The following is a 26,158-nucleotide window of genomic DNA, read 5'->3' on the forward strand; positions in this document are numbered from 1 at the left end:
TGTCGCGGTCATGACGACTTCGTGGTGGGCGTCTGGGACTGGAAGCGTTCGAGGGCGGATCGAACCTCGGCACGCAGAGCAGGCCGGATCACCTTGCCAGCGACCCTTTCGGCCTCGACGAGCGTCAGGAGGTCGTCGATCGCCGTTCGGAGCTGACGTTCGCCCTCGTTGAACACGGCGTCGTAGGACTCGTCGAGGAGGTGGCGTCCTGGCGGGGAGGCCTCCGCGGCCAGTCGGTCGAGGAGGATCGCCTGGTCGCGCACAGCCGAACTGGCCCGCAACCGCTTCCTGTGCGTCGAGAGGATCGGGAGCTCTGGCTTCCACAGCTGCTGCATCACGGTGGGTTCGTCGGGCGTGAAGACGGTTCCCAGCACGTTGGTTGCGCCCTTCTGATCGACGGGCTGGAGGTCGCGCACTTGGTGGACGATGCGGTGGAAGTTGTCGTCGCTCAGCGAGTATCCGACGAACAGAAGGTGCCGAGTCAGAAGAGCGGCGTGCACGAGACCCGCAAGCGCGCTCGCTTCGCGTTCGAAGCGGAGGTAGTCGCCACGGGAGAGGACGATGCGCTCCTTGTCGTCTACGGACCCGTGCAGCTTCAGGAGCCAGTCCCGGCTGAGTACCTGGCCGTCACGCGGGAGGATCGTCGGCGTCCTGCCGGTGTCGCTCCAGGCGGTCTCGAACAGGGTGTCGTAGTTCGTCGTGACGGCCTCGTGTGCGGGTAGCGACGCCATCAGCTGGTGGAGGAGGCTGACTCGAGGCGTCTCGCGAGGACCAACTGCGATCTGGTCGACGATGAGGTCGCGGAAGCCCTTTGGCTGGCCCGACTTCTCGATCAGCGTGGCGATGTCGCGGACGTCCATCCGGCCGAGTTGGGAGTCAGACGGTCGGTCGGGACCCAGGGTCTCCTCGATGAGCCCGTTCACGAGGGTTCGCCAGGACGGGAGTCCGGCACCCATCGAGGCGCCCGCACCGAGGAACAGGACGAGTCGTCCGTCGCGAGCTTCGTCCCTGACGCGGTCGAACGTGGCTTGAGCCGCAGGTAGCAGTTGCAGCGGAGGTCGCGCGTAGCGGCTGCGGGCCTGCTGAGCGGCGGCGTAGGCGGCCGGGTCGTAGGCGACGAGAACAGCGTCGACATCGTGGGTCTTCACTGCTCCCAGAGCGCGCTGCACGACCGCCTTCACGACGTCGCCCTTCGACTGGGAGTGAAACCCGTCGCCTGTCCCCACGAGCGGGAACGCAACAAGAGGCCGGCGGTGGTCGAGTGGCCTCGGACGCTCCGGGTTGGTCGCCTGAGCGCTCGCCCGTTGGATGAACTCGGCGACCACCTCAGCCAGGTCCGCTGCGCTCTGGTCGCGGTCCCGTGCGGTGTCGCCGACCCAGATCGTCGGACCCGCTGCCGAACGAGTGGAGGTCAGTTGCCGTGTCGAGCGATTCCGGGCGAAGGACTGACGGAGGTAGGGGCCATCCAGCGCCTCGACGGGAAGGACTTTGCGCCAGTGCTTGGCCACATGGGGGCGTGGGTCGCGCCCACGTGGAGCGGCGCCCGACGGCACGAGGATCGCGTCGCAGGCGAGGTGGCGCAGGTCGCCGTGGGTGATGAACAGATGTCCGGGCATGCCGCTCTCGATGGTGAGGATTTGCTGGGGGCGCCTCTCCAATCGGCAGTACGAGGGACGATCCCAGGTGAAGCGGCGACGTTTGGTCGAGATCGACGCTCATCGCGTCGGTCCTCCTGCCGACCGTCTGGAGCAGCCGTCGGGAGGGGACTGGTGGAGCATCGAGAGGAAGATGGGCACGAGCAGCGCTGGCTGAGGCACTCGCCTGAGACCGTCGCGAGATGGCATCAGGAGCTCGTGGCGATGGAGGTGCAGCGACTGGCGCCGTCGTCCACCGACGCCCCGGTCGAAGCGGTTTCCAAGGGCCCAGGGCCTCGAGCGGCAGAGGGACGCGCGGCCACGCCTCGGCGGGACATGACGCGGCGGACGTCGGGAGGATCTGGCGGCTCTCGCAAGCGAGCGAAGCGGGCGGAGCGGGAGCGCTGGAAGGCGTACGGCCTGAGCAAGGACTCGAGGCGCGATGTGAGCGCTGCGGGTCTCACCATGGGGGACTTCGAGCGGCTCGTCTCCATGGTCGGTTCAGCGCCGGAGGCCGTGACCTTCGTCAGACGATGGGGAGACCGGCTGCCGCGGTCATCACTGGCCGTTGCATTGCGCCGTGGGGCGTCGATGGCACAGCTGCGGCAGCGGGTCGACCGCCAGGCCAGTCGGAGGAAGCCGGCGCACGTCCCCGACGTCCTGGGCGAACGTCTGTCGAAGAGCGATGCAGCGACGACAGCGGCCTTCAGACGACGGATGGCGTCCGCGCCGCCCGCCATCCGCTACGACGACGACGTCTGAGCAGGTCGGCGAGGTTCCGAGTCAGTCGCCGCGGCCCCAGACGAACAGCGAGTACTCGATGTCCTCCGGCGTCCATCTGTCGCCGGCGGCCTCCGCCCAGCGTTCGCAGGCCGTCAGGTAGGCGACATACCGCGCTCCCCATGAGCGCGTGCCGGCGGCGAGACGGCTATCCCAACCGAGCTCCCCCAGCGCCGTCCAGACCAGGCTGTCGAGGATGAGGGGTCGCGGGGACGCGCCGCTGGCTGTGCCGACGACCCACAGCCACTTGGTGAAGAACGCTGGCCCGACACCGGGCACCTTGCGGTGGAGGAGGAACGCACCGCCGACATCACCGTCCTGGAGACGGTCGAGGCTCTGAGCCAGGGCCGAGTCGAGCCCGAGGCTGCGGAGCGCCGTGTTGGTGTTGCGCGGTCCACGGCCGTTGCTCGTCCCGGACCCCCACATCATCGTCAGCGCGAACAGTCGACGGAGGGCATCCGGGCTGGGAGCAGCCAGCGTCTCCCGGGCGGCGTCGGCGAGCGCGGCGCGCGTGATCGACTCTGGGGCGTCGACCGTGGCGGCGATCGCCTTGTAGGCCGCCCAGGTCGCTGGTCGTAGCGTCACGGCGCCGTGGTCGCTGCTCCTCAGCAGGTGACCAGAGGGAAAAGGGATGGCGAGGGTGGGATCGTCAGCCATCCCCGGAACAGCTCCCAGAGGGCGGGATCCTCTGGGAGGTCATCGGTCCGGCGTCGGTGGTGAGAGGTCGAGTCGCAGCCGTGCGGCCGTGTCGTCTGAACCGGCGATGCCCTGTCGTCGCAGCAGCCCGAGCAGGTCCTCCTGGCGAGGTTGCCCGAGCGTGAGCCGATAGAGCGCGACGTCGTCCTTGAGCCGCTGGAGCCGGTCATGGTCGATCGACAGCGGATAGGGCGCGGTGATCCGCTGCACCTTGGCTGGACCCGGGTACACCCAGTGTGGGGTCAGATCACCGAGCTGGTCACGGTGCTCGACCGCAGCCGCGAACCCGACGTCCCAAGGGTCTCGAACACCAGGCGCGAGCATCGACGCTCGGTGTCGTGCTGCGATGTTCTTGCGGATCGCATGTCCGGCGTAGCGATGAACACGTCCCTCCCGCTGGTCGAAGTCCACGGGACTGGACGGGGTGTTCCAGTGGAGGACCGAGTGGCACCACCAGTGGAAGTCGATGCCCTCCTGGCCGACGCTCGTGCTGGCCAGCACGAAGGGCCAGAACGGGCTGTTGAACGCGTTGCGGACCTGCGGCTGTCGCACGTCGCCCTCGGTCTGGCGACGGTTCCCGTAGCGCAGGGCGAAGCGAGACATCAGCGGGATCGGGGTTGCAGGGTTGTCGGGATCGAACGCCGTGTATCGGGCGGGCCGCATGGCGATGGCATCGCGCACCTGGCCGGCCACCCTCAGAAGCGGCTCGTCGCTGAGCGGGCTACCGCCGGTGATCGTGCGGGTCTGGTGGTGGAGGTACTCGTCGAGAACCGCTTGGAGGTTCCCCGCGGCGCAATAGGCAACGACCGCACGCCAGTAGACGAGGCCGGGGTGCAGCTGATCGAGGAGCAGGGCCACGTCTGGGCGGTTGAAGAGAGCCCTGAACCCGTTGGCGATCGTGGCGGCTGCCGTCCAGTGGGCTGCGGGGCTCACTGAATGCCCTTCGGTCAACTGTCGACCGATGGCGCGGTAGGCAGCGTTGGCCGGTGCGTGGAGCCCGATGGCCGCAACCGTTCGACGGAGGTCGGCGGGCCTTCGCTCGGGTTGCTCGACGTCGGCGGCGTGCAGCGCGTGCTCGACGTGGCGCCGAAGGCGGGTCGGGTCCTTCGCATCGGCGTCGTGCTCTTCCGACGGGTCCGCGGCGGCGTCGCCGCTGAGGGCGCCGACGATGTCGTCGACGCCCATGTCCGGCGTGGCGCCCTCCAGCAGGAGGGGGGCTCGCCAGTACCAGGCGTCGACGGTTGTGCTGTGGCCGTCGCCGTCGTCCGGGACGCCATCGAGCTGTGCTGCGGCACGGCCCTCGACCTCCTCGGCGGAGAGCGGGCGTCCGCCTGCACCGGCGACGAGGGCGAGCGGGTCGCATCGAGTGGCGAGCGCCGGGTTGGGCCAGAACAGCGTCAAGGAGGTCATGGCCCCGGGACGACCGTCTGGCGTCAGACGGAAGTCCAGGCGTGCGTGGATGCCGCCGTCCTTGGGGGTCGTGTGGCGTTGAGCGTGGTGGCTCAGGATCGCAGCGATCGCCGTTGGTGTGGCCGCCCACGACGAGAAGATCAGCCGCTTCGTGAGCTGATCGGCGTCGTCGCGGGCGTAGGCCCCAGAAGGCTCTAGGTAAGGGAGCGAGGGCGGCATCCAGAGCAGCTGCCACCAGGCGTCGCCGGCTGTCTCCGCGACCAGCGACCTGAGTCGGGCGTTCCCCGGGTCGAAGGGCTCGCCGGCCTCCACGGCTTGTCGATCGATGCGGCGGGTGTGGCGGAGTGCAGCGAGCTCTCGCGGCTGCGACGTCTCGTCCCCGGCCAAGGCATCCCGCAGGGCGTTCCCGAGGCGGTAGCCCTCGCTGAAGTTCACGAAGTACGGCGCTGACTTCCAGTACTCGATGCTGAACGGGCAGTCGAGCTCACGCGCCAGGGCGCGAAGGGCCGCGACGTCGACGATGTCGGCCGGTTCGAGCTGGTCGGCCGGGACGTGGCGCTCGTCGAGCATGTCGAGCTCATCGGCGGTTGGGCGCTCGGTGCGGCACATGAGCTGCAGGAGCTCGCGTCGCAGCTCGTCGGTGATCTCGACAGGATCACGACCCGTGACGGCCGCCGCGCGCAGATCGGCGAACAGGTGGCGTAGACGATCGACCGGAGCGGGTTCCCCGCCGGCGAGGAACTGAAGCGTCGCCAAGAAGTCGCGCTGGTGGTCGTCACCGTCGAGGCGCTCCTCGGCGTAGGTGAACGGCTTGTACGGCGTCGCCGAGAGGAGGAGGACGCGTGCGTCGGCGTGGTCGAACAGGTCGTGTGCGAGCTCCGCGGCGGCACCGCTCTCAGGGTCGAGCAGGTGCCGGAAGCGCTGGAACTCGTCGAGGATGACGAGGTCCGGTTCGAGGCAATGGACGCTCGCTTGGGCCAGGGCGCCCCGCAGGTCGCTGATGAGGTCGCGTGCGGGCTCCCACTCGTCACCGGCGAGCGTCCGACGCTGCCCGATCGCGTCGCACATGCGGAGGAGGCGTCGATCGAGACCGTCGTTGCGGATAGCGGCGAGGAACGGCACGACGATCGACTCATCGAGGTGACCGTTGCGCTCGATGTGTCGTGCGAGCACGTCGATCTCGTACTCGAACGGCTTCGCCGCCTTGCGGTACCGCAGGAGCACCCGGGCTTGGCGCGCCGTGCGTTCGTCGAGATCCAGCTCCTGGCGGAGGATGAGGTACAGCAGGGCGCGCTCCTCAGCGGCGCCAGACCGCTGACCGCGGTCGAACGAGGTGCCGGGGGTGAACGACACGAGGTTCACAGGCTTGAGCCCCTGCTGCGCAGCGGCCCTGAGCCGGTGTGACTCCTTGGCCAGGAGGGTGAGACGGCTGGCGAAGGGAAGGTGGTCCTCGCCGGTGACGTTCAGGCGCGACAGGTTCTGCTCGGCGATGTCGGCGTTGGAGCAGACGTAGACGATGTCGATCCGGTCGACGCTCTCGTCGGTCTGGAGCCGCTCGATCAGGGACGCGACCACACCACGTGCGACGTGGGACTTGCCGAGGCCGGTCTCGTCGGCTGTGAGGAAGCGTCGTGTGGGCTCGAGGTCGTCGAAGTACCGCCTCATGATGTGTTCGACCGTCGCCCGCTGGAACTTGGTGAGGTTCCGGAGGATCGGTTCGGCCGTGAAGCCCTGGGAGCTCATGGCGTCGCCGTCCTGTGGAGCTTCGCCAACTCGGCTCGCGCTGCACTGATGACCTGCCACACGGCGTCGAACCCGTCGGGGAGCACAGTCGCTCCCGTGGTCGTGGCCTGCAGTCGCCCGACGAGCCGATCGAGGTCGTCCAGCGCCTCAGGTCGGTCCGATGCGGCGCGTGCGAGGAGCTCGAAGACGCCGTTGCTCGTCCCGGCAATCGACCATGAGCCGCCAGCGCTGCCACCGGTGTCGGCCATCAGCACGGATGGGTCGGCGATGCCGAGCAGCAGGAGCAGGAAGCGGAGGAACTTCTCGGGGGTGTCCACCTGGCGGGCGAGGATCTCGTCGAGTCGGCCGTCGGGGTCATCGACGAGGTGGCAGCGGACCACCGTCGCCTGGTGCAACTGCTCGCCTCCTGGGCCGTTGGTCGAGGCTCGAAGGACCAGGAACGGGGTGACCTGGTCGAGTGCGAGCGGCCCCAGCGTGCTGTCGAGCGGTCGTCGGTCGTCGATCTGCGCCGCTGTGCCTGGGAGGGTGATGAGCTCTGCTGTCAGGCGAACGCCGCTCGGGACGGCGAGCCGGTCGGCGGTGATGCGCTCGCGGTACGACTCACCGTCCCGCACGACGGTTGCGACGAAGTTCGCCTCGGCGGCGGTCCGAAGGAGCTCCCGCAAGAGTCGGAGCGCCTCCTCAGTCGGATCGTCCGGAGCGTCGCCCAACGGTGAGTAGGGCTCGAGGAGCGTGCCGAAGCCGTCGGTGGTGCCGAGCAGACGTTCGACGCCCAGCTTGGACGCTCCCCCGACCAGCTCGACCATCATCTCGACGTTGCCGCCGTAGGCCGCGTCGGTGGCGTTGGCCGACCCGATGAAGACGTGGGCCCTTTGGCTGCGTTCGACGACGACCATCTTTGCGTGCAGCCCCGCCAGTCGGTCTCGGTCGCGCAGCTCCTCGGCCTCGGGATCGTCGAGGTCGGCCGCCGAGTTCATGATCTTCGTCGAGCCGAGCGTCTCCAGGGTCGCCGGTGAGAGGCGCTCGAGGTCCTCGACCCGGGACACGACCGTGGAGTCGGTCGAGGGGCTCGGGATGAGGCGCGCGAGACCGCCGTCGTTGAGGAAGGGAGCGACGACGAGGTGCCGATAGCCGTCGAACCGCGGAGACTCCGACGCGCCGATCCCGAGCGGCCAGAAGGCGATCTCGTTCACGTCGTCGGGGTACTCCCACTCCGCTCGATGCGCCGCGGTGACGAGACGGCGGATGCGTGCCGCCCGTTCAGCAGGGAGCGGGCCCGTTGCCATGCCGGGGAGGGCTTCGATGAACCGGGCGAGTGGCTGGTTGTCGCTGTAGGACTGGGCCCCTTCGTCGGCGTCGAGTCGGACGGCGAGGTCCCAGCTGGCGTCGTCGGTGAGGTTTCGGGTCATGCAGAGGAGCCGCAGCCACGGCGTCTCTCCGTCCGCGGTGTACCGGAGGAACCAGACCTTGGGGTGGAAGAGGTGACCGGGTCGCGGGCGCCGGACCTCGTGGACCATCGGCTCGAGGAAGGCGAAGAGCCCGCTGGCCTGCATCGGGACGGTCACCTGGCCTGCCTGACAGAAGACATCGACGCGGTCGGCTGCGGAGCGCACGGCCTCCATCACGGCGATCGGGTCGCTCGTGCCGGACAGCCGGAACGACGCGAAGGCGAGCGGGACGACCAAGGCCGCGTCGAGGCTGAGGGTGAAGGTGGTGCCGACAGCGGCGTCGAGCCGGTAGCCGACCGGCGGACGCAGCATGTCGAGGAGGACCTCGCGGCGGTCAGGCGGCAGCATCGTCGGAGTGAAGGGCGGTCACGACGTCGGTGACGAGCGTGCGGACGAGGGGCCAGCGATAGACGAGCTGAGCAGCGCCCGACGATCCGTTCCACGAACGGAGGAGGCGTTCGTTGGTGAGGCGAGCTTGTGCCTTCTTCTGGATCTTCTCGCGGTGGGCGATCAGGTCGCGCGCTCCGACGTGGTCGGCGATGCGTGTGCGGCCGCCGTCGCGAACCATCGCGACCCACTCGTTGACGAAGCGCTGCGTCGATGGACCGATGCGTGGGTTGTGCTCTCTGATCGTCGGCCACCAGGTGGCGAGATCCCATGCTCGGATTCGGTCACTCAGGTCCTCGGCCTCGCCGGCCCAGTCCTCGAGGAGCGCCCGGTAGGTGTCGACGGGCGCGTCGACGCTGTTCAGCCCCAGGGCTTCGTAGCGTTCGGCGAGGAGCAGGTTGTAGAGGAGCGCCGCGCCGTGCATGACCACTGAGAAGCGTTCGGCGTCGCGCACGAGGTCGAGGATGTCGGGTGCGGCCGAGACGGCCTCGGGATCGGCCCACGGGCCGAAGCTGTCGGTCGCCGGGGGAGCGTCACGGGAGATGAGGTGGGCGAGCAGGGTCCCGGGCGCCGCCTGGAGCACGATGTCGCGCAGCCACTCGGCTTCGTCGCGCCGTAGCTGGAAGCCTCCGTCGAGCTGGTCGGGGAAGCCCGGTGGCGGGGGAGGAAGGGTCGGGTGCCAGTCGGTGGACGCTCTTGTTGTGAGCTCGGAGGCTGCGTCGAGGTCGGACGAGTCCGGACCGAGGCCGAGCTCGTCCGGGCCGAGCGGCTGGCGCAGGATCCCGTAGGCGGTCAGTCCGCTCCAGTAGATGGTCGACGGCAGGATCTTGACCTTGGCGCCCGCCACGGAGCCGATGAGGCCCGCGGTGTCGATGTCGGCGTCGGCGGCGCCCATCCGCTTGATCGACTCGATGAGGTACCGCTCCGAGGCATGCACTCGCCGAAGGAGCTCGCTGCCGGATCGGTTCTTGGCCGCGTGGTACTCGAACAGCCACGGCACCATGAGGAAGTAGCGAGCCCGGGTCTGGATGACCGAGGTCCCGGGGAACAGGCGGTTGGAGTAGACGTCGCGGATCTGGCCGATTCCTAGTTCGTCGCGGCTCTCGGATTGGGCGAAGAGGCGGACGATCTCCCGCACGCGACGCTGCTGGTCGGACGACTGGTCGATCCAGGCGATCGTCGAGAAGCCGCTCATCTCCGCTTGCCGAGGCCAGGAGCGCCGCCCGACACGGTCCGGATGCTCTTCGATCTTCCGGGCTTCGGAACCTTGTTGCTCTTGGGTCCGCTCTGTCGTCGTTGCCGTCGCGCTTGGTCCAGCCTGGCGAGGCTCGCGTTGGCTTTCAGTGTTGCCGCGCCGAGCGTCGCCGAGTCTGTGGCCCTGAGCAGTTCGATGGAGGCGTTCCGATAGCGCTCCCACGCGTCGACGATGCGACGGTCACGAGCGTCGAGCTGCTTCTTCGGAGAGGAAGCGGTGGGCCCCTGGTTCTTCGGTTTCGGCTTCTTCGGCTGTCTCACCGGTTCAGCGGCTGCCTTCAGTGCACCCTCAGCCGCAACTGCCCCGAGCACCCTGCGAGGTGGCTTCGCACCCGCTGGAGTCGACGAGTCGGCTGGTGATATGTCGTCGCGAGGCCCGCCCATGCGAGGAGAGTACCGAGGGTGTGTGACACCGTCCGGAGGACCAGCACACTGATGGTCAGCCTCAGACTCGGCCGGAGCCGGCCGATGGGTGCTCCTAGACTCGCCGAGGGCCGGGGACGCGGGAGCAGGGGTCGACCGAGACAGTGGAATCGAACTCGCCAAGGTGGACCACCGTCTCTGACAGCGAGCACGACCACGAGCGGGAGGCGCTGGCCTTCCTCCGCAGCCGACTTCCTGACCGCGACCCCATCCGGGTCTGGTCGAACTTCGAGTTCATCACGCACACCGGCAAGGTGTACGAGGTCGATGCCCTGATCGTCACCGACGCCGGGATCTTCCTCGTCGAGATCAAGTCCCACCCGGGCGAGATCGGCGGCGATCCCTCGACGTGGCGCTGGCAGCGGCCCGACGGCTCGGTCCGCAGCCTCGACAACCCTCGAATCCTGGCCAACCGCAAGGCCAAGGCCCTCAAGTCGCTCCTCGAGTCGTCTCCGGCGTTCGCCCGACGGCGGCGCGATCTGCCGTACGTACAGGAGCTGGTCTTCCTCTCAGACCCCGATCTCACGGTCTCCCTCTCACCGCCGGCGCGCCACCAGGTGCTCGGACGCGATGCGGAGGAGGGACAGGAGCTTCCGCCTCAGCGATCGGCCATCGGCGGGATCATCGAGCACCTCCTCTCCCTCGACCGCGACCGAGACGGCTACCTCCGGCGCGTGGTGGACCGGCCGCTCGGGGAGCTCATCGCCAGGGCGGTCGAGCAGGTCGGGATCCGTGAGCAGGCGAGTCGGCGGAGGATCGGCGACTACGAGCTCGGCGATCTCCTCGAGGACAGCGCTGAGGATGCGCCCGACGCAGTCGTCTACCAGGAGTTCCGCGCCCGGCACGTCAGCTCGAAGGTCGAGCGTCGTCTGCGCGTCTATCCCTTGGAGCGCAACGCCACCGCCGAGCAGCGCGAGGCCGCGGAGCGGGCCGCTCGCCGGGAGTGGGAGCTCCTGTCGCCGCTCGACCACCCAGGGATCCTCCAGCCGGCCGACTTCACGATCGACGACCGGGGTCCCGTCCTGTTCTTCCGGTATGACCCCGATGCCCTGCCGCTCGACCGGTGGATGCACCAGCCGGGGATCGAGCAGTCGCTGACGCTCGACGCGCGCCTGCGGCTGGTGCGCGAGATCGCCGAGGCGGTGCGTCACGCCAACGAGCGGGGCGTCTACCACCGGGCGCTGTGCCCGTCGGTGGTGCTGGTGTCGGGCGACGCCGCCGACGCGCGGGTACGGGTCACCGGTTGGCACACGGGCGCACGAGTGGGCACCACCTCGGCATCGAGCACGGTGGCGGGCACGACCCATCCCGATGCCCTCGCCGCCGGTGGCGCCGCCCTCTACCGGGCCCCCGAGGCCGATCAGCCCCATGCCGATCCGCCGGCTCTCGACGTGTTCGCCGTCGGCTGCTTGGCGGCCTACATCTTCACCGGCGCGGATCCCGTGCCCTCCACCCAGGCGATGCTCGAACAGCTCACTTCGCTCGGTCACGTCGCCATCGATCACGTGGACGCGATCGACGAGGCGCTGGCGAGCTTCGTGGCGGAGACGACCCAGGTCGACCCTGCGGAGCGGCCCGGGTCGATCGACGACCTGTTGTGGTGGCTCGACCAGGCCGAGGAACAGATGACCGCGCCGGATGCTCCGGTCGAACCGGCGCCGCTCCTGGCTCGCAAGGGCGACCGGCTCGGCGGCGGACGCTTCGACGTCCTGGGTCGGCTCGGTTCGGGGTCGACGTCGGTCGCGCTCCTCGTCTCTGACGGTGACGCCGATGCACGCACGTGCGTCCTCAAGTTCGCCAAGGAGCCGGCGCACAACGAACGCATCGAGAACGAGGCTGCGTCGCTGCGGGACCTCAACCATCCGGCGATCGTGCGGCTCCTCGACGGGCCTCTCGACCTCGATGGTCACGCAGCGGTCGTGCTCGACCACATCGGCCCCAAGCTCGATGCGGACCAGCCGTCACGGGGTGGCCGCACCTTGGCCGAACGGGTCAGCACCGGCGTGGGGGTCGAGCTGCAGGAGCGCTTCGGTGCCGACCTGCTCGAAGCGGTGCGCCACCTGGAGCACATGGGCATCGCTCACCGCGACATCAAGCCGGAGAACCTGGGCGTCGCGCCCCGGGGAACGCAGGCCGAGCTGCACCTGGTGCTGTTCGACTTCAGCCTGTCGCGGGTGCCACTGGAGCGGATCGATGCCGGCACCGCGGGATACGTCGACCCGTTCCTGCACCGCCCGGGCCGGGGCCGGTGGGACCCGGCGGCCGACCGGTACTCCGCTGCGGTGGTCCTCCACGAGATCTGTACGGGCACGAAGCCCCGCTACGGCGACGGCGCCGCGCATCCTGGGCTGGTCGATGCCCCGCTGAACCTCGACCCCGACCAGTTCGAGCCGAGCGTGGCCCAGGGGTTGGTCGACTTCTTCTCGAAGGCGCTGGCGCCCGATGTGGTCGACCGCTTCGACACCGCCGACGAGATGCTGTGGGCGTGGCGTCAGGCGTTCCATGCCGCCGACCAGCCGGCGGGCATGTCGCTGCATCCCGACGAGGAGCCGTCGCTGCCGCCGGGCGCGTCGGCGGACACGCCGCTGGGCGGTGTCGGGCTGTTGTCGAACCGCGCCGTGGCGGCGCTCGAGGCCATCGACGTGACGACCGTGCGTGACCTCGCCGCTCTGCCCCGCAACCGGGTCACCCAGATGCGCGGGGAGGGCGCCAGGACGCGGCGGGAGATCAACGATGTCGCCGATCTGGTGCGCGAGCACCTCGACGAGCTCGGCGACCTCGATGCGTCGGATGCGCCGTTGGCGGCGGTGGCGGGGCGGCTCATCCCTCGGCCCACCCGGGCTGACTCGGGGCCGAGCATCGAGACGTTGCGTCGCCTCGTCGGCCTCGAGGGCGATCTGGGTGTCTGGCCGTCGAACCGGGAGCTGGCGGAGGCCCAGGGCGTGTCGCGCCAGCGGATCTCGCAGGTGGTGGCGAAGGGTCGGGCACGCTGGGTGAAGCAGCCGGCGATCACGGTGGTCCGCAGCTGGATCGCCGAGGAGCTGGACGCGTCGGCGGGGCTCGCGGGGATCCACCAGTTGGCGACTCGTCTGGCCAGGGTGCGGCCTGCGGTGGAGGCCCCGCTCGACCAGCAGGAGCACCTGCGCCACGCGACCGCGGTCGTCCGTGCCGCCGTGCTGGCCGAGAGCGACCGAGGCGAGCCTCGTTGGGTCGTGCGGCGCGTCGGCACGGGTCAGGCGGTGGTGGCGCTCGTCGGCGATGACGGCCCGGAGGCCAACGCCTTGGGCGACTACGCGGCGGCGGTGGCCGAGCGCACGACGGCGTTGCTCGACGACGAGGTGCTGGTGAGCCGGGTGACGTTGCTCTCCGCCCTGCGGGAGGTCCCGCTGCCGCAGGGCGCCCGGGCGTTGACCGATGCGCACCTGGCCGAGCTGGCGGCCGAGCTCGTGCCCGACGCCGCGGTGAACAGCCGCTTGGAGCTCTACCGGCGGGGCATGCCGGCGAGCCAGGCGCTGGCCGCGGCCCGGCGCTCCCTGGCGGGCATCGACCGGATCACTCCCGAGCGGGTGCGTTCCCGCGTCCAGGCCCGGTTCCCACAGGCCGAGCCGCTCCCGGACCGTCCCCAGCTCGACGATCTGCTGACTGGTGCCGGCATCGACCTGCGTTGGCGGGACGACGATGGCGTGTACCGCTCGGTCGCCGCGCTCACCCAGCACACCTCTACCACCTCGACCCTCACCCGCCTGCCCACTGGCGCCCCGACGACTGCCCCCGTGGTGGAGATCGACGAGGCTGCCGACTTCGAGGATCGCTTGGTCCGTTCGGTCGACAGCGGTGGGGTCCTGGTGCTGATGACTGACCGATCGTCGCTGGGCCGGGCGGCGGACGGGGTGGAGCATCTGGTGTCGGCGGTGGTCGATGTCGACGAGTGGCTCCTCGCCGAAGTCGACCGCATCACGAGCGACGGTCGCCCGAGCTGGGAGACGCTGGTGGCGGCCGACGCCGCGGGGCCGGGGTCACCGCCGTGGCAGAACCTGCTCCGGCTGGTCGACCGGGCCCTCGATGCCTTCACCGACCGGTTGTTCGACACGGCGGGCAGCGTGGCGTTGGTCAACGCCGGGTTGCTGGCCCGGTTCGAGCGGATGGAGCGCATCGCCATGTGGCGCGACGGCCTCCATGCCCGCCGTGGCAACCTGCGGGCCTTGTGGCTGGTGGTCTCGTCGAGCGGGGCGATCAGCGACGTGCCGATGCTCGACGGTCGCCGGGTGCCCACCGTGTCCCCGAACGAGTACGCCCGCGTCCCCGAGGCGTGGCTCCGCAACGTCCACCGAGGTGCTGTCCAGACATGATCGAGACCCGTCGCTTGACCGACGACCTGCGAGCAGAGGTGGTACGCCTCGTCGAGGACCTGCGCGAGCGGGCCGACACCGTCGACGAGGTGGCCGAGGTGGTGCACCGCGAGTGGTCGGCGGCGCACGAGGCGGGCCGCACGGCGCACGACGAGGAGACGTGGCGGGAGGGTCTGCTCACCCAGGTGGCGGTCGGGTGGGTGCTGGGGTGCGTGTTCGTGCGGTTCTGCGAGGACAACCGCCTGTGGCCGGTGACCTACCTGTCGGGCCCGGGTGATCGACGCCGGCACGCCATCGAGGAGCAGCACGCGTTCTTCCGCGGGCGGCCCGAGGCGGGGGAGCGGGCGTGGCTGCTGCACGTGTTCGCAGAAGCGGCCACCCAGCCGGGTCTGGACCAGGTGCTGAACGACCACAACCCGTTGTGGCGGTTCGGACCGTCGGACGATGCGTGCCGGCGCCTGTTGGAGGTGTGGCGGGAGATCGATCCCGAGACCGGTGACCTGGTGCGGGATTTCACCGACCCGCAGGTGGGCACCCGCTTTCTCGGCGACCTCTACCAGGACCTGTCGGAGCACGCCAAGAAGACGTATGCCCTGCTCCAGACCCCCGAGTTCGTGGAGGAGTTCATCCTCGACCACACGCTCGACCCGGCAATCGAGGAGTTCGGCCTCCAGAGGTTCCGGATGATCGACCCGGCGTGCGGGTCGGGACACTTCCTCCTCGGCGGGTTCCAGCGTCTCTTCGAGCGGTGGATGGACCGTGCCCCGCAGGACGGAGCGCGGGCCAACGCGGCGAAGGCCCTCGACGCGGTGTTCGGCGTCGACCTCAACCCGTTCGCCGCGGCGATCGCGCGCTTCCGGCTCCTGGTCGCTGGGCTCCAGGCCGCCGAGGTGCGCACGTTGGCGGAGGCTCCACGGTTCAGGCTGAACGTCGCCGTGGGGGACTCGCTGCTCCACGGCACCCCGCCCCGGCAGCAGACGTTGGGGATCGAGGAGGACGATCCGGCCACACGGCACCTGTTCGAGACCGAAGATCGCGAGCTGATCGGACGGTTCCTTGGCCAGAAGTACCACGCCGTCGTCGCGAACCCGCCCTACATCACGCCGAAGGACCCCGCGCTGAACGCCTCGTACCGGCTGCGGTACGCGACGTGCCACATGAAGTACTCGTTGAGCGTCCCGTTCATGGAGCGTCTGTTCGATCTGGCGGTGCGTGGTTCGTCGACCGAGCCGGCGGGTTTCGTCGGACAGATCACGGCGAACTCGTTCATGAAGCGTGAGTTCGGTCGGAAGGTGATCGAGGAGTTCCTCGCCCACGAGGTCGACCTGACCCACGTGATCGACACGAGCGGCGCATACATCCCCGGACACGGGACCCCGACCGTGATCCTGTTCGGGCGCAACCGCTCGCCGGTGGGTTCGTCGGTGCGAGCGGTCCTCGGGATCCGGGGTGAGCCGGGGCGACCAGCGGAGGCGGCGAAGGGCTACGTCTGGCGCTCGATCGTCGACCACCTCGCAGAATCAGGTGTGGAGACTGATTTCGTGTCAGTCGTCGACTTCCCCCGGCAACGGCTCGTTCGTCACCCCTGGTCACTTCAGGGCGGTGGCGCGGACGACCTTCGCTCCCACCTGGAAGCTGGCGGGCGGGTGCTCGACAAGGTCGTCACCTCGGTTGGCATCACGTCATTCACGCTCGAGGACGACGTCTACCTCGTCCCGGAGAACCTGGCCCTCCGTCGGGGCTTGACGCCCGCCCGCCCGATGGTGGAGGGCGAGCTGCTGAGGGACTGGGGCTCGAGGAAGGGCAATGCGAGCCTCTTCCCCTACGGCGAGACGCTCAAGCCTCTGGGCAATGCCCTGCCACTGCCGTCGTATCGCCACCTCTGGCCGTTCCGCACCGGACTGTCGTCGAACAAGATGTTTGGCAACAAGACGAAGGTGGAGGCCGGGCTTCATTGGACCGAGTTCGGGCGGCTCACCGCAGACAAGCTGCGGTCGCCGTTGTCGATCGCGTTTGCGTTCGTGGCGACGCACAACCACTTCGTGCTCGACCGGGGCGGGAAGGTCTTCAACAGGTCGGCGCCGGTCATCAAGCTGACGGCGGGAGCGACCGAGCGCGACCACCTCGAGCTGCTCGGCCCCCTCAACTCGGCGGTCGGCTGCTTCTGGATGAAGCAGGTGTTCTTCCCGAAGGGTGGCGATCAAGTCGGCAACGAGGGCGCTCGAGTGCGGAAGACGTGGTGGGACGAGCGCTACGAGTTCGACGGCACGAAGCTAAAGCGCTTCCCCCTGCCCGACGGTTCCGCGCTTGCGTGGGCAAGCCGCCTCGATCAGCTGTCCCAGGAGCTCGCCGCTCTAACCCCGTCGGCGGCCGCCGAGTCCGGCGTGCCCACCCGGGAGCGCTTCGCCGAGAACCGGCAGCGGGCGATGGAGGTCCGTCGCGAGATGGTGGCGGTGCAGGAGGAGCTCGACTGGCGGTGCGCCTTCCTCTACGGCCTGACCACCGAGGACCTGTCACTGCCACCGGACGATCCATTTTTGACCGACCGGGGGCAACGCGCGTTCGAGATCGTGCTCGCCCGCAAGCTGGTCGCGGGCGAGGCCGAGTCGACCTGGTTCACCCGTCACGGGACGACGCCGATCACGGACCTGCCCACCGACTGGCCCGACGACTACCGGGCGCTCGTCGAGCGGCGCATCGAGCTCATCAACTCGGACCGCTACGTCGGCCTGGTCGAACGGCCCGAGTACAAGCGGCGGTGGAACTGGGACGACTGGGACGAGATGGAGCGCGACGCCCTCCGCACGTGGCTCCTCGACCGGCTCGAGGAGCCTCGCTACTGGCCGCAGGCGAAGCCCCGCACCGCCGCACAGCTGGCGGACGACGCCCGTAGCGACGCCGACTTCGTGTCGGTCGCCCAGCTCTACGCCGGCATCGACGTCGACCTCACCGACCTCATCGTCGAGCTCACCACCCCCGAAGCCGTGCCGTACCTCGCCGCCTGGCGCTACACCCCGAGCGGCCTGCGCAAGCTCGCCGCATGGGAACGCACCTGGGACCTGCAACGACGCGAGGACGCCGGTGAGGACGTCGGCACGATCCCCGTGCCACCGAAGTACGCGAAGAGCGACTTCCGCTCCGGCTCCTACTGGACGCTGCGCGGCAAGCTCGACGTGCCCAAGGAGCGGTTCATCTCCTACCCCGGCGCCGAGCGAGGCTCGGACCCCACGCCCGTGCTCGGCTGGGCGGGGTGGAACCACCTCGACGCTGCCACCGCGCTGGCCGCCTGGTACACCGAACGGCGCAGCGTCGACGGCTGGGACGCCGACGCGCTGGCACCGCTGCTCGCAGGGCTCGCCGAGCTGGTGCCGTGGCTGCAGCAGTGGCACAACGACCTCGACCCCGCCACCGGCCAAGCCCTCGGTGACTTCTTCGCCGACTTCGTCACCACCGAGACCCACGGGCTCGGTCTCCGGGCCTCCGACCTCACCGACTGGCGGCCACCAGAACGGCCCCGTGGTCGCCGACGCAGGAGCACCACCACATGACCCTCATCCGCGACCTCATCCACATCCCCGAACAAGTCCGCGACGGCGACTTCGTCCTCAAGCTCACCCAGGGCGTCGACCCCGCCCACGCCCAGGCCACGGTCGACTCCTACGAGGTCACCGACCAGATCGCCGAGGCGTTCCACGAGGCGCTCGGTCTCATCGCCGGATCCCTCGGCCCGCCGCCCCGGTCGCAGTCGACGTTCCTGCACGGGAGCTTCGGGTCCGGCAAGAGCCACTTCATGGCCGTCCTCCACCTCCTCCTCGAGGGGAACCCGGCCGCGCGCAGCAAGCCGGAGCTGCACGACGCCATCGCTGCCTGGGACGACGCCCTCTCGGGCAAGCGGTTCCTCCTCGTCCCCGTCCACTTCCTCGACGCCCGCTCGATGGAGCAGAAGATCCTCGGTGGCTACGTCGACCGCATCACCGCGCTCCACCCCGGCACATCGGTCCCGCCGGTGTACCTGGGCGACACGATCGTCAGCGAGGAGCTGCCCCAGCTGCGCGCCACCGTTGGCGACGAGAGCTTCCTCGCCGGGCTCAACGCCGGCACCGGTGACGACGACGAATGGGGCGAGTTCGGCGTCACCTGGACCGTCGACTCCCTCGAACGAGCCTTGGCCGCGCCGGCCACGGACCCCGACCGCCAAGCCCTCGTCGCTGCCTACATCGCCGCCTACCGCCGGGCCACCACCACCGAGGCCCGCTCCACCGGCGAGGGCTACGTCGACCTCGACCGCGGGCTCGCCGCGATCAGCAGCCACGCCCAGTCCCTCGGCTACGACGGGATCGTCCTGTTCCTCGACGAGCTCATCCTGTGGCTCGCGTCCAACATCGGTGACCTCGACCTCGTCCAGCGCGAGTCGCAGAAGCTCACGATCCTCACCGAGAGCACCTACGCCGAACGGCCGGTCCCCATCGTCAGCTTCGTGGCCCGCCAGCGCGACCTCTCGGAGCTCGTCGGAAGTCACGTCGTGGGCCCCCAACACCAGAGCTTCCTCGACAACCTCGAGCTCCAACAGGGACGCTTCTCTCTCATCACCCTCGAGGCGTCGAACCTGCCAGTCATCGCCGAGCGTCGGCTTCTGCGGCCCCAGAACCCGGCCAACCGCAGCGCCCTCCGCGACGCCGTTGACCGAGCCGTCGCCGGCCGTGAGGACGTGCGTCGCATCCTCCTCGGCTCCGACGCCGACCTCGACCTGTTCCGCCGCATCTACCCCTTCTCGCCCGCACTCGTCCACGCCCTCGTCGACGTGTCCGAGGCCCTCCAGCGCGAACGCACCGCGCTGAAGGTCATGCTCCAGCTCCTCGTCGACCGGCGTGAGGACCTGGAGCTCGGCGACATCATCCCGGTCGGGGATCTGTGGGACGTGGTCGCCTCCCGCGACGAGCCGTTCTCCAGCGAGATGAAGAGCGCGTTCCGCACCGCCAAAGACCTCTACCGACGGCGCCTGCGGCCGATGCTCCTCGACCAGCACGCCCTGGCCGAGGACTCCCCACCCGACGATCCCAGGTGGAGGGCGTTCACCACCGACGACCGCCTCATCAAGACGCTGCTGCTCGCCGCGCTCGTCCCCAACGTCGAAGCGTTCCGCAACCTCGACGTCGCCCGCCTCGCCGCACTCAACTGGGGCACGCTCACCTCGCCCATCCCCGGTCGGGAAGCCCAGATCGTGCTCACCAAGTTGCGCACGTGGAGCGCCTCGGTCGGGGAGATCAAGCTCGGCAACGACGCGACCAACCCGACGGTGAGCATCACGCTGGTCGACGTCGACACCGATGAGATCATCGACCGCGCGAAGCGAGACTTCGACACCCTCGGCGCCCGGCGCGCCGCCCTCCGTCAGCTCATCGACACCGCTCTCGGCGGCCGCCTCGGCGATGACCTCCACGGCACCTACCGGCACCAGTGGCGAGGGGTCACCCGCGAGCTCGACGTCGTGTTCGGCAACATCCGCAACGTCGACGAGATGCCCGACGTCCGGCTCCAGTCCGACATGGGTCGACCGAAGATCGTCATCGACTTCCCGTTCGACGACACCGGCCACAACCCCGACGACGACCTCGAACGGCTCGACCGGTGGGCCGAACGCAACCAGCCCACGACCACGGTCTGCTGGTTGCCGTCGTTCCTCACCCCCGAAGGCGTCGCCCGCCTCGGCCGGTTCGTGGCCATCGACAACCTCCTCCGCGGCGACCGGTTCAACGACCACACCGCCCACCTCTCCGCCACCCAAAGGGCCCAGGCGCGCCCGGTGCTCGAGTCGATGCACACCCAGCTGCGCGAGCAGCTCAACGCCGCGGTGCTCGATGCCTACGGGATCACGTCGTTCAACCACGCCTGGGTCGAGCGCGCCACCTCGCTCACCGACCACCACCGCAGCCTCGACCCGGCGCTCGTCGTCCGGCCGACCACGGCATCGCGCTTCGACGCCGCGTTCGACGAGCTGTGCGACCAGCTGCTCGACCACCTCGCGCCCGCCCACCCCGCGCTCGACGCCAAGGTCACCCCCGGCAGCCTCACCACCGTCTGGGGAGAGGTGCAACGAGCCCTCGGCGCAGACGACAACCGCATCGTCGTCGAGACCAACCGGCGACCGGTCATGCGTGCCATTGCCACCCCGCTCGAGCTCGGCACGATGCACGAGAGCCACTTCATCCTCGGCACCACCTGGCAGGGACGACTCGACCGGCACCTCGACTCGGCACGCAACGAGGACCGCCGCCTCTCCGTCGCCGACCTGCGGCTCCTCATCGACGGCGACGGCGACCAGCGGCGCGGCCTCGACCCCGAGATCGCCGACCTGGTGATCCTCACCGTCGCCGCCCAGTGCGACCACAGCGTCACCCACCACGGCAGCACTGTGACCTACACGGGACGCGCGCTGCCGGCCGACGCCGTGCTGCGCCCCGAGGAGCTTCCCACCGCCGACGAGTGGGACCGTGCCGCGGCGGTGGCCAGCGGCGTGTTCGGCTCACCCGCCGTCGGGCGACGCCCCACCGGTCCCGAGGTGGCGTCCCTCACCGAGAACGTCCGCCAACAGGCCAACGCATGGGTCCACGACGCAGAGCGGCTCGTCGAGCGGCTCGACGCCGCGTACGGCAGGCGGGGCCTCACCAGTGGCGAGCGGCTCGCCACCGCCCGAGCCGCCCACCGCCTCGTCGATGGGGTGCGCAACGCCGAGCCGATCGACGTCGTTCGTGCCCTCGCCGGCTTCACCCCGCCGAGCAGCGAGGGCGCCGCGGCGCGATCGCTCAACAGTGCGGGTGCCGTCATCTCCGCCCTCGACGCCACCAACTGGGAGCTGTTCGGCCTGGCAGCCGAGCACGTGGGCTCCGACCTCGACGAGGTGCTCCGCGCTGACGAGCTCGCCGTGCCCTACGACGCCCGCCGCCACGAGCTCGAAGCGCGGGCCACGTCGTGGCTGGGCGACCGCACACCAGGCCCCACTCCGCCGCCACGCCCGACCCCGTCGGGTCGCGCAGTGGTCGCCAGCACGGACGACGTGCCCTCGCTCGTCGACGAGCTCACCCAGGCACTCGACACGGGGCCGATCGAAGTGACCTGGCGCCACACCGGCGAGGGCGGATGACCCGCCCCGCCCTGACCGCACAGCAGCTCCGAGCCACCGTCGAGCGGGCGCTCTCCTCGACGCGTCCCTCGACGCTCGTGCTGGTGTCGGGAGATCCCGACGCGCCCCCGCCGCTCGACGAGGTGTCGGGTCGGCCGGTCACCGTCGTCGGGTCCGCCTCGCCGCTCGAGATCCGCCGGCTCGCCAGGCAGACAGGCGATACGCCGCTCGTCGTCGTGACCAACTGCGAGTCGGACGAGCTCGGCGACGACCTCCTCGCCCGGGCGGCGAGTCGACGCATCATCACCCCCGACCGCTGGGCGACCGTGTGCTCTCTGTTCGCCGCCGAGCGGCCCAGCCGCCAGCTGACGTCGCGCGCCCACCTCGCCGATGCGCTCATCGAGGAGCGACCACGCCAGGGGTACCCGCCGGCGACGTCGCGGGTCCTCGACCTCGACACCGCGCTCGACGCTCTGGCCGACGCTGCGCTCGGCCTCCCTCCCGCGGGCGCGTCGGGCTCCACCGTGCTGGCGTGGCTCGACGATGTCGGACTCCCCGCCCGCTGGCGTCGGCTCGACAAGCAGGTGCGCACCGACCTCACGCAGCTTGCCCGTGAGCGACACGGTCCGGCTGCCGGACCCGTCATGGCGATCCTCGACGCCGCGCGCACCGCCGACGCCATGGCCCTCGCCCTCGCCGCCGAAGCCATCCACCACCCTGACGCCACCGGCGCCGAGACGTCTCGGGCCCTGCTGGAGCGCGAGCTCGCTCGTCCCCAGCTCGAGGCGGCGGAGTGGCGCGCTCTCGCGGCGGCTGCCGCGGAGCGGGTCGGCCAGCACACCGACCCCAGCCAGGTCGCCGGCTGGCTCGACCGCGCCGAGACGGTGCTGGCCGACCTCGACGCCACCTCGCTCGCTCACCTCTCGAGCGTCCTGCGGTCGGGCTTCGAAGCCCGCCTGCGCCGCGCCGCGGACGCGATCGGCGCCTGGCGCGGCGGCGACGGCGAGCTGGAGCGGACCGTCGCCGAGCGGATCGACGAGGCGGCACAGCACCGCCTCGCCCGCGAGGAACCGCACCGCGTCGAACGGCTCCGCATGGCAGCCCGACTCGCCAAGCGCGGACACGGGCGTCTCGACCGCGGCCACAACCTCGTCGAGCTGGCCCGCCAGTACCGCGCCGACGGGGCCTGGCTCGACGCCGCCCGCGTCCAGGTGTCCCGCAGCGACGGTGACCCATCGGTCGCCGCGGTGCTCGACGCGTGCAGCGCGGCCATGGACGGCGATCGAGTCGCCGAGTCCGCCGCTCTCGCCGAGCTGACCCGTCACGCCGTCGGACCGCTCCCGGAGGGAAGCCTCGGCATCGAATCGGTCCTCGATGAGGTCGTCGTTCCTGTGGCGGCGGCGCGACCGGTCCTCCTCGTCGTGCTCGACGGCATGAGCGTCAGCGTCCACCACGAGGTCGTCCAGCACCTCGCCAACATCGGATGGACACCTGTCGTCGACGACGAGCGCCGCGTCGACCGTCCGGTGCTCGCCACGCTGCCGACCGTGACCGAGGTCAGCCGAGCTTCGCTGCTCGCCGGCCGGCTCCTACGCGGCGGCAAGGACGTCGAGACGCGAGAGTTCGCAGCCCATCACGGGCTCGTCGCGGCAAGTCGACGCGGGAAGCCGCCCATCGTCTTCCACAAGACCGCACTGCGCGACGGCGGGCTCGACACGCGACCAGCCGAGGTCGCGGCCACGATCGCAGATCCCCAGCAGAAGGTCGTCGCCGTCGTCATCAACAACATCGACGAGCGCCTCGACGCCGTCGACCAGCCGCCCAGCGGCTGGAGCCTCGCCGAGCTCAGTCCTCTGCGTGACCTGCTCGCCGAAGCTCGTCGTGCCGGACGAGCACTGATCGTCACCTCCGACCACGGCCACGTCCTCGAGCGAGGCGGCGAGCACCGCAGCATCTCCGGGGGCGGACAGCGGTGGCGGCCCGCCGACCCGCCGGTGGGGGATGGGGAGATCGAGGTGGCTGGACCCCGGGTGCTCGGTGCCCACGAGCGGATCGTGATGCCCATCGTCGAAGGGCTGCGGTACACCGGCCGCAAGAACGGCTACCACGGTGGCCTCACCCCCCAGGAGCTGTTCGTTCCCCTCACCGTCCTGACCGCCGAGCCGCTCGACGGGTGGACACCGGCGCCGGTGGTGCCGCCGAGCTGGTGGCACCTCGATCGCGTTGCCCCACCGGAGGAGGTCGCGCCGCCAGCGTCTGCGCCCCAGGCCGCAGCACGGCGGAGGCCGGCTGGCAGCGACCTTCCCACGCTGTTCGACCTGGAACCCGAACGGCAGGCCGCACCCGCCGAATCGGCGACGGCGGCGGGCTGGATCGAACAGCTCCTCGCCGAACCCGAGCTGGCGTCTCGGCGTGCCTCGCCCCGGATCCGCCTCACCGACGACGAGCTCGAACGACTCCTCCGCACGCTCGACCGTTGGGCTGGCGTCCCACTCCCGCTCGAACGTCTGGCCAACGAGACCGAGCTGCCCGTGGCGCGCATCAACCGCTACGTCGCCCAGGTGCAAGACCTCCTCAACGTCGACGGCTACGGCATCGTCGAGGTCCTCAACAACGAGGTGCGCTTCCAGCGCGACCTCCTCCTCACCCAGTTCGAGCTGTGACCATCTCCCCCCAACGCCGACTCGAGATCCTCGACGCCCTCCGTCGCGGCACCGTGCCGAGCGCCGGGCTCGACGTGCTCGCCGTCGGTCTCGACCGCTACGTCGGCGCCATCGACGAGGACCTCGACCGCATCGCCAACGGCGCCGGCGCGTTCAAGGCGATCCGAGGCGAGTACGGGTCCGGCAAGACGTTCCTGACTCGGTGGCTAGCCGAGCGCGCCAAGGCACGAGGGATGGCGGCGAGCGAGGTCCAGGTGTCGGAGAGCGACACGCCGATCCACCGCTACCAGACCGTGTACCGCCGCCTCGTCGAGCAGCTCTCCACCTCGTCGGTGCGGCGAGGCGCCCTGCGAACGATCGTCGACTCGTGGTTCTTCACGCTTGAGGACGATGTGCTGGCCACCGGTCGGGTCGAGGACGGCGACCCGACGAGACTCACCGACGCCACCGCCACGCTCATGGAGTCCCGCCTTGGCGAGATCACCCGCACAGCTCCAGCGTTCTCCGCGGTCCTGCGGTCGTACCTCCACGCCACCAACAGCGGCGATGCCGCGACCGCCGACGGGCTCCTCGCATGGCTCGGCGGCCAGCCCCACGTCGGGGCCAGCGTGAAGCGCACCGCCGGCATCAAGGGCGACCTCGACCACGACGCCGCGCTGTCGTTCCTCGCCGGGCTGCTCCACGTGCTGCGCGACGCCGGGTATCCCGGCCTCGTCGTCGTCCTCGACGAGGCCGAGACGATGCAGCGCATGCGGTCCGACACTCGGGACAAGGGCCTCGAAGCGCTGCGCAAGCTGATCGACGACCTGCACGAAGGGCGGTTCCCCGGCCTCTACCTGGTGATGACCGGTACCCCTGCCTTCTTCGACGGGCCACAAGGCGTCCAGCGGTTGGCGCCGCTGGCGCAGCGCCTCCACACCGAGTTCGGTGACGACCCGCGCTTCGACAACCCCCGCGCCGTGCAGGTGCGCCTGCCCGGGTTCACGCTCGACTCGCTCATCGAGGTGGGGCGCAAGGTACGAGACCTGTTCGCCGACGGTCTCGACGACGCCGACCGGGTGCGAGAGCGATGCGACGACGAATACCTGGCCACGCTCGCTGCGGCGGTCACCGGTGAGCTGGGCAAGCGCGTTGGCATCGCCCCACGGCTGTACCTGCGGAAGCTCGTCGACGTCCTCGACCGGATCGAGCTCAACGTCGAGTTTGACCCGCGGCGGCACTACGCCCTGACCGTGACCGACGGTGAGCTCACCGAGGTGGAGCGCAACGCTCGCGCCGCTGGTTCGGTCGACGACATCGAGCTCGACCTGTGAGTGGAGACCTCCCTATCGAGGTCGATGTCTCCGAGTGGCCAGCGCTGGAGGAGGAGCAGCTCGGAAGCAAGCCGAAGCTGTGGCTTCTTCGTCCGATCCCGCACGAACCAAGAAACCCGGGCGCCTCGGAGGAGGCGTGGCTGTGGAAGGCACGAACCTTCAACCACGACTCGGCGGGGCGTCGGTTCGCGAAGGGAGACGACTGGGCCGAGATCGTTGCCGCAGAGGTAGCCGAGCGGATCGGAGTTCCACATGCCGAGGTGCGGCTCGCTCGTCGCGACGAGCAGCTCGGTGTCATCTCGCTCGAGATGACCATGATGCTCGAATCCCTCGTGCACGGGAACGAGCTCCTCGAGGAGGCAGGCGTCTCGGTGAGTGGGACGATCGAGCGAAGCGCTTACACCGTCGACGCCGTCCGACGATCGCTGCGCGATGTCGAGCCTCCCGAGGACCACATCACTCTGACGAGCGCATGGGACTGGTTCGTGGGGTACCTCCTCCTCGACGCAATCGTCAGCAACACCGATCGCCACCACGAGAACTGGGGAGCGATCGCGCGGTGGCAGGGGCCTCCAGTGTTGGCACCGAGCTTCGACCACGCGTCATCGCTTGGCTTCGCAATCTCCGACGAGGAACGACGAGAGCGACTGTCCACACCCGATCGCGGGAGATCAGTTGAGCGCTACGCGCGGCGGGCGAAGTCGAAGTTTGCAGGGCGGCCAAAGACGACCGAGGTCGTCGAACAGGCCATCGCGTTGAGTCCCCCGGAGGTCGTCGCCGAGTGGCGGGATCGGCTCGCCGCGGTGCTCGACGAACTCCCCTCCGCAGTCGACGCGATCCCTGAGTCTCGAATGTCTAAGGATGCTCGAACGTTCGCCCGAGCGATGATTGGCCTGAACGGACACCGCTCGCTGTCACTGCTCTCCGTACCATAGAGA

At 69.9% G+C, this 26,158-nt stretch carries 13 protein-coding genes; 7 read left to right on the plus strand and 6 right to left on the minus strand.

The annotated features are described in order from the left end of the window. Positions 1–8 precede the first annotated feature (8 nt). Positions 9–1,616, minus strand: coding sequence for an SIR2 family protein (locus tag GH723_RS04140; RefSeq protein WP_153758462.1), 1,608 nt, complete (start codon positions 1,614–1,616; stop codon positions 9–11). 483 nt (positions 1,617–2,099) lie between these two features. On the opposite strand from GH723_RS04140, the gene GH723_RS04145 reads away from it, so the two are divergent. Next, a complete protein-coding gene (locus GH723_RS04145) occupies positions 2,100–2,396 on the plus strand; it encodes a hypothetical protein (RefSeq protein ID WP_153758463.1) in 297 nt (98 codons plus the stop codon). Positions 2,397–2,417: 21 nt separating this feature from the next. Here GH723_RS04145 and GH723_RS04150 read toward each other — a convergent pair whose 3' ends face one another. From GH723_RS04150 to GH723_RS04170, 5 genes are read right to left on the minus strand one after another with little or no spacing between them, the layout of a single operon-like run. After that, complete coding sequence (locus GH723_RS04150) at positions 2,418–3,071, minus strand: 8-oxoguanine DNA glycosylase OGG fold protein (RefSeq protein WP_153758464.1); 654 nt, start codon at positions 3,069–3,071, stop codon at positions 2,418–2,420. Positions 3,072–3,110: 39 nt separating this feature from the next. Next, positions 3,111–6,263, minus strand: coding sequence for a DEAD/DEAH box helicase family protein (locus GH723_RS04155; protein ID WP_153758465.1), 3,153 nt, complete (start codon positions 6,261–6,263; stop codon positions 3,111–3,113). After that, positions 6,260–8,059: a phospholipase D family protein gene (locus GH723_RS04160; protein WP_153758466.1), complete on the minus strand. Its 1,800-nt coding sequence runs from the start codon at positions 8,057–8,059 to the stop codon at positions 6,260–6,262. The genes GH723_RS04155 and GH723_RS04160 overlap by 4 nt, the downstream gene beginning before the upstream one ends. Beyond that, complete coding sequence (locus tag GH723_RS04165; protein ID WP_153758467.1) at positions 8,046–9,293, minus strand: DUF6361 family protein; 1,248 nt, start codon at positions 9,291–9,293, stop codon at positions 8,046–8,048. Before GH723_RS04165 ends, GH723_RS04160 begins: the two co-directional genes overlap by 14 nt. Then, the gene (locus GH723_RS04170; protein ID WP_153758468.1) at positions 9,290–9,613 is read right to left on the minus strand and encodes a hypothetical protein; all 324 of its coding nucleotides are present in this window, start codon (positions 9,611–9,613) and stop codon (positions 9,290–9,292) included. Before GH723_RS04170 ends, GH723_RS04165 begins: the two co-directional genes overlap by 4 nt. 266 nt (positions 9,614–9,879) lie before the next feature. Here GH723_RS04170 and pglW point away from each other — a divergent pair, with 266 nt between their 5' ends. The 6 genes from pglW to GH723_RS04200 are packed head-to-tail and all read left to right on the plus strand — an operon-like array spanning position 9,880 to position 26,155. Continuing rightward, positions 9,880–14,124 carry a BREX system serine/threonine kinase PglW gene (pglW, locus tag GH723_RS04175; RefSeq protein ID WP_153758469.1) on the plus strand — a complete coding sequence of 1,415 codons (4,245 nt, stop codon included), beginning with the start codon at positions 9,880–9,882 and terminating at the stop codon, positions 14,122–14,124. Beyond that, positions 14,121–17,672, plus strand: a complete 3,552-nt coding sequence (pglX, locus tag GH723_RS04180) for a BREX-2 system adenine-specific DNA-methyltransferase PglX (RefSeq protein WP_153758470.1) — start codon at positions 14,121–14,123, stop codon at positions 17,670–17,672. Before pglW ends, pglX begins: the two co-directional genes overlap by 4 nt. Then, on the plus strand, positions 17,669–21,265 hold the full coding sequence (locus GH723_RS04185; protein WP_153758471.1) for a phage resistance protein: 3,597 nt from the start codon (positions 17,669–17,671) through the stop codon (positions 21,263–21,265). Before pglX ends, GH723_RS04185 begins: the two co-directional genes overlap by 4 nt. Next, positions 21,262–23,907, plus strand: a complete 2,646-nt coding sequence (pglZ, locus tag GH723_RS04190) for a BREX-2 system phosphatase PglZ (protein WP_153758472.1) — start codon at positions 21,262–21,264, stop codon at positions 23,905–23,907. Before GH723_RS04185 ends, pglZ begins: the two co-directional genes overlap by 4 nt. Then, a complete protein-coding gene (gene brxD / locus GH723_RS04195; protein WP_153758473.1) occupies positions 23,904–25,220 on the plus strand; it encodes a BREX system ATP-binding protein BrxD in 1,317 nt (438 codons plus the stop codon). The genes pglZ and brxD overlap by 4 nt, the downstream gene beginning before the upstream one ends. Next, complete coding sequence (locus tag GH723_RS04200) at positions 25,217–26,155, plus strand: HipA domain-containing protein (protein ID WP_153758474.1); 939 nt, start codon at positions 25,217–25,219, stop codon at positions 26,153–26,155. Before brxD ends, GH723_RS04200 begins: the two co-directional genes overlap by 4 nt. Positions 26,156–26,158 lie beyond the last annotated feature (3 nt).

Origin of the sequence: Actinomarinicola tropica, assembly GCF_009650215.1 — a bacterium.
GTDB classification, from domain to species: domain Bacteria; phylum Actinomycetota; class Acidimicrobiia; order Acidimicrobiales; family SKKL01; genus Actinomarinicola; species Actinomarinicola tropica.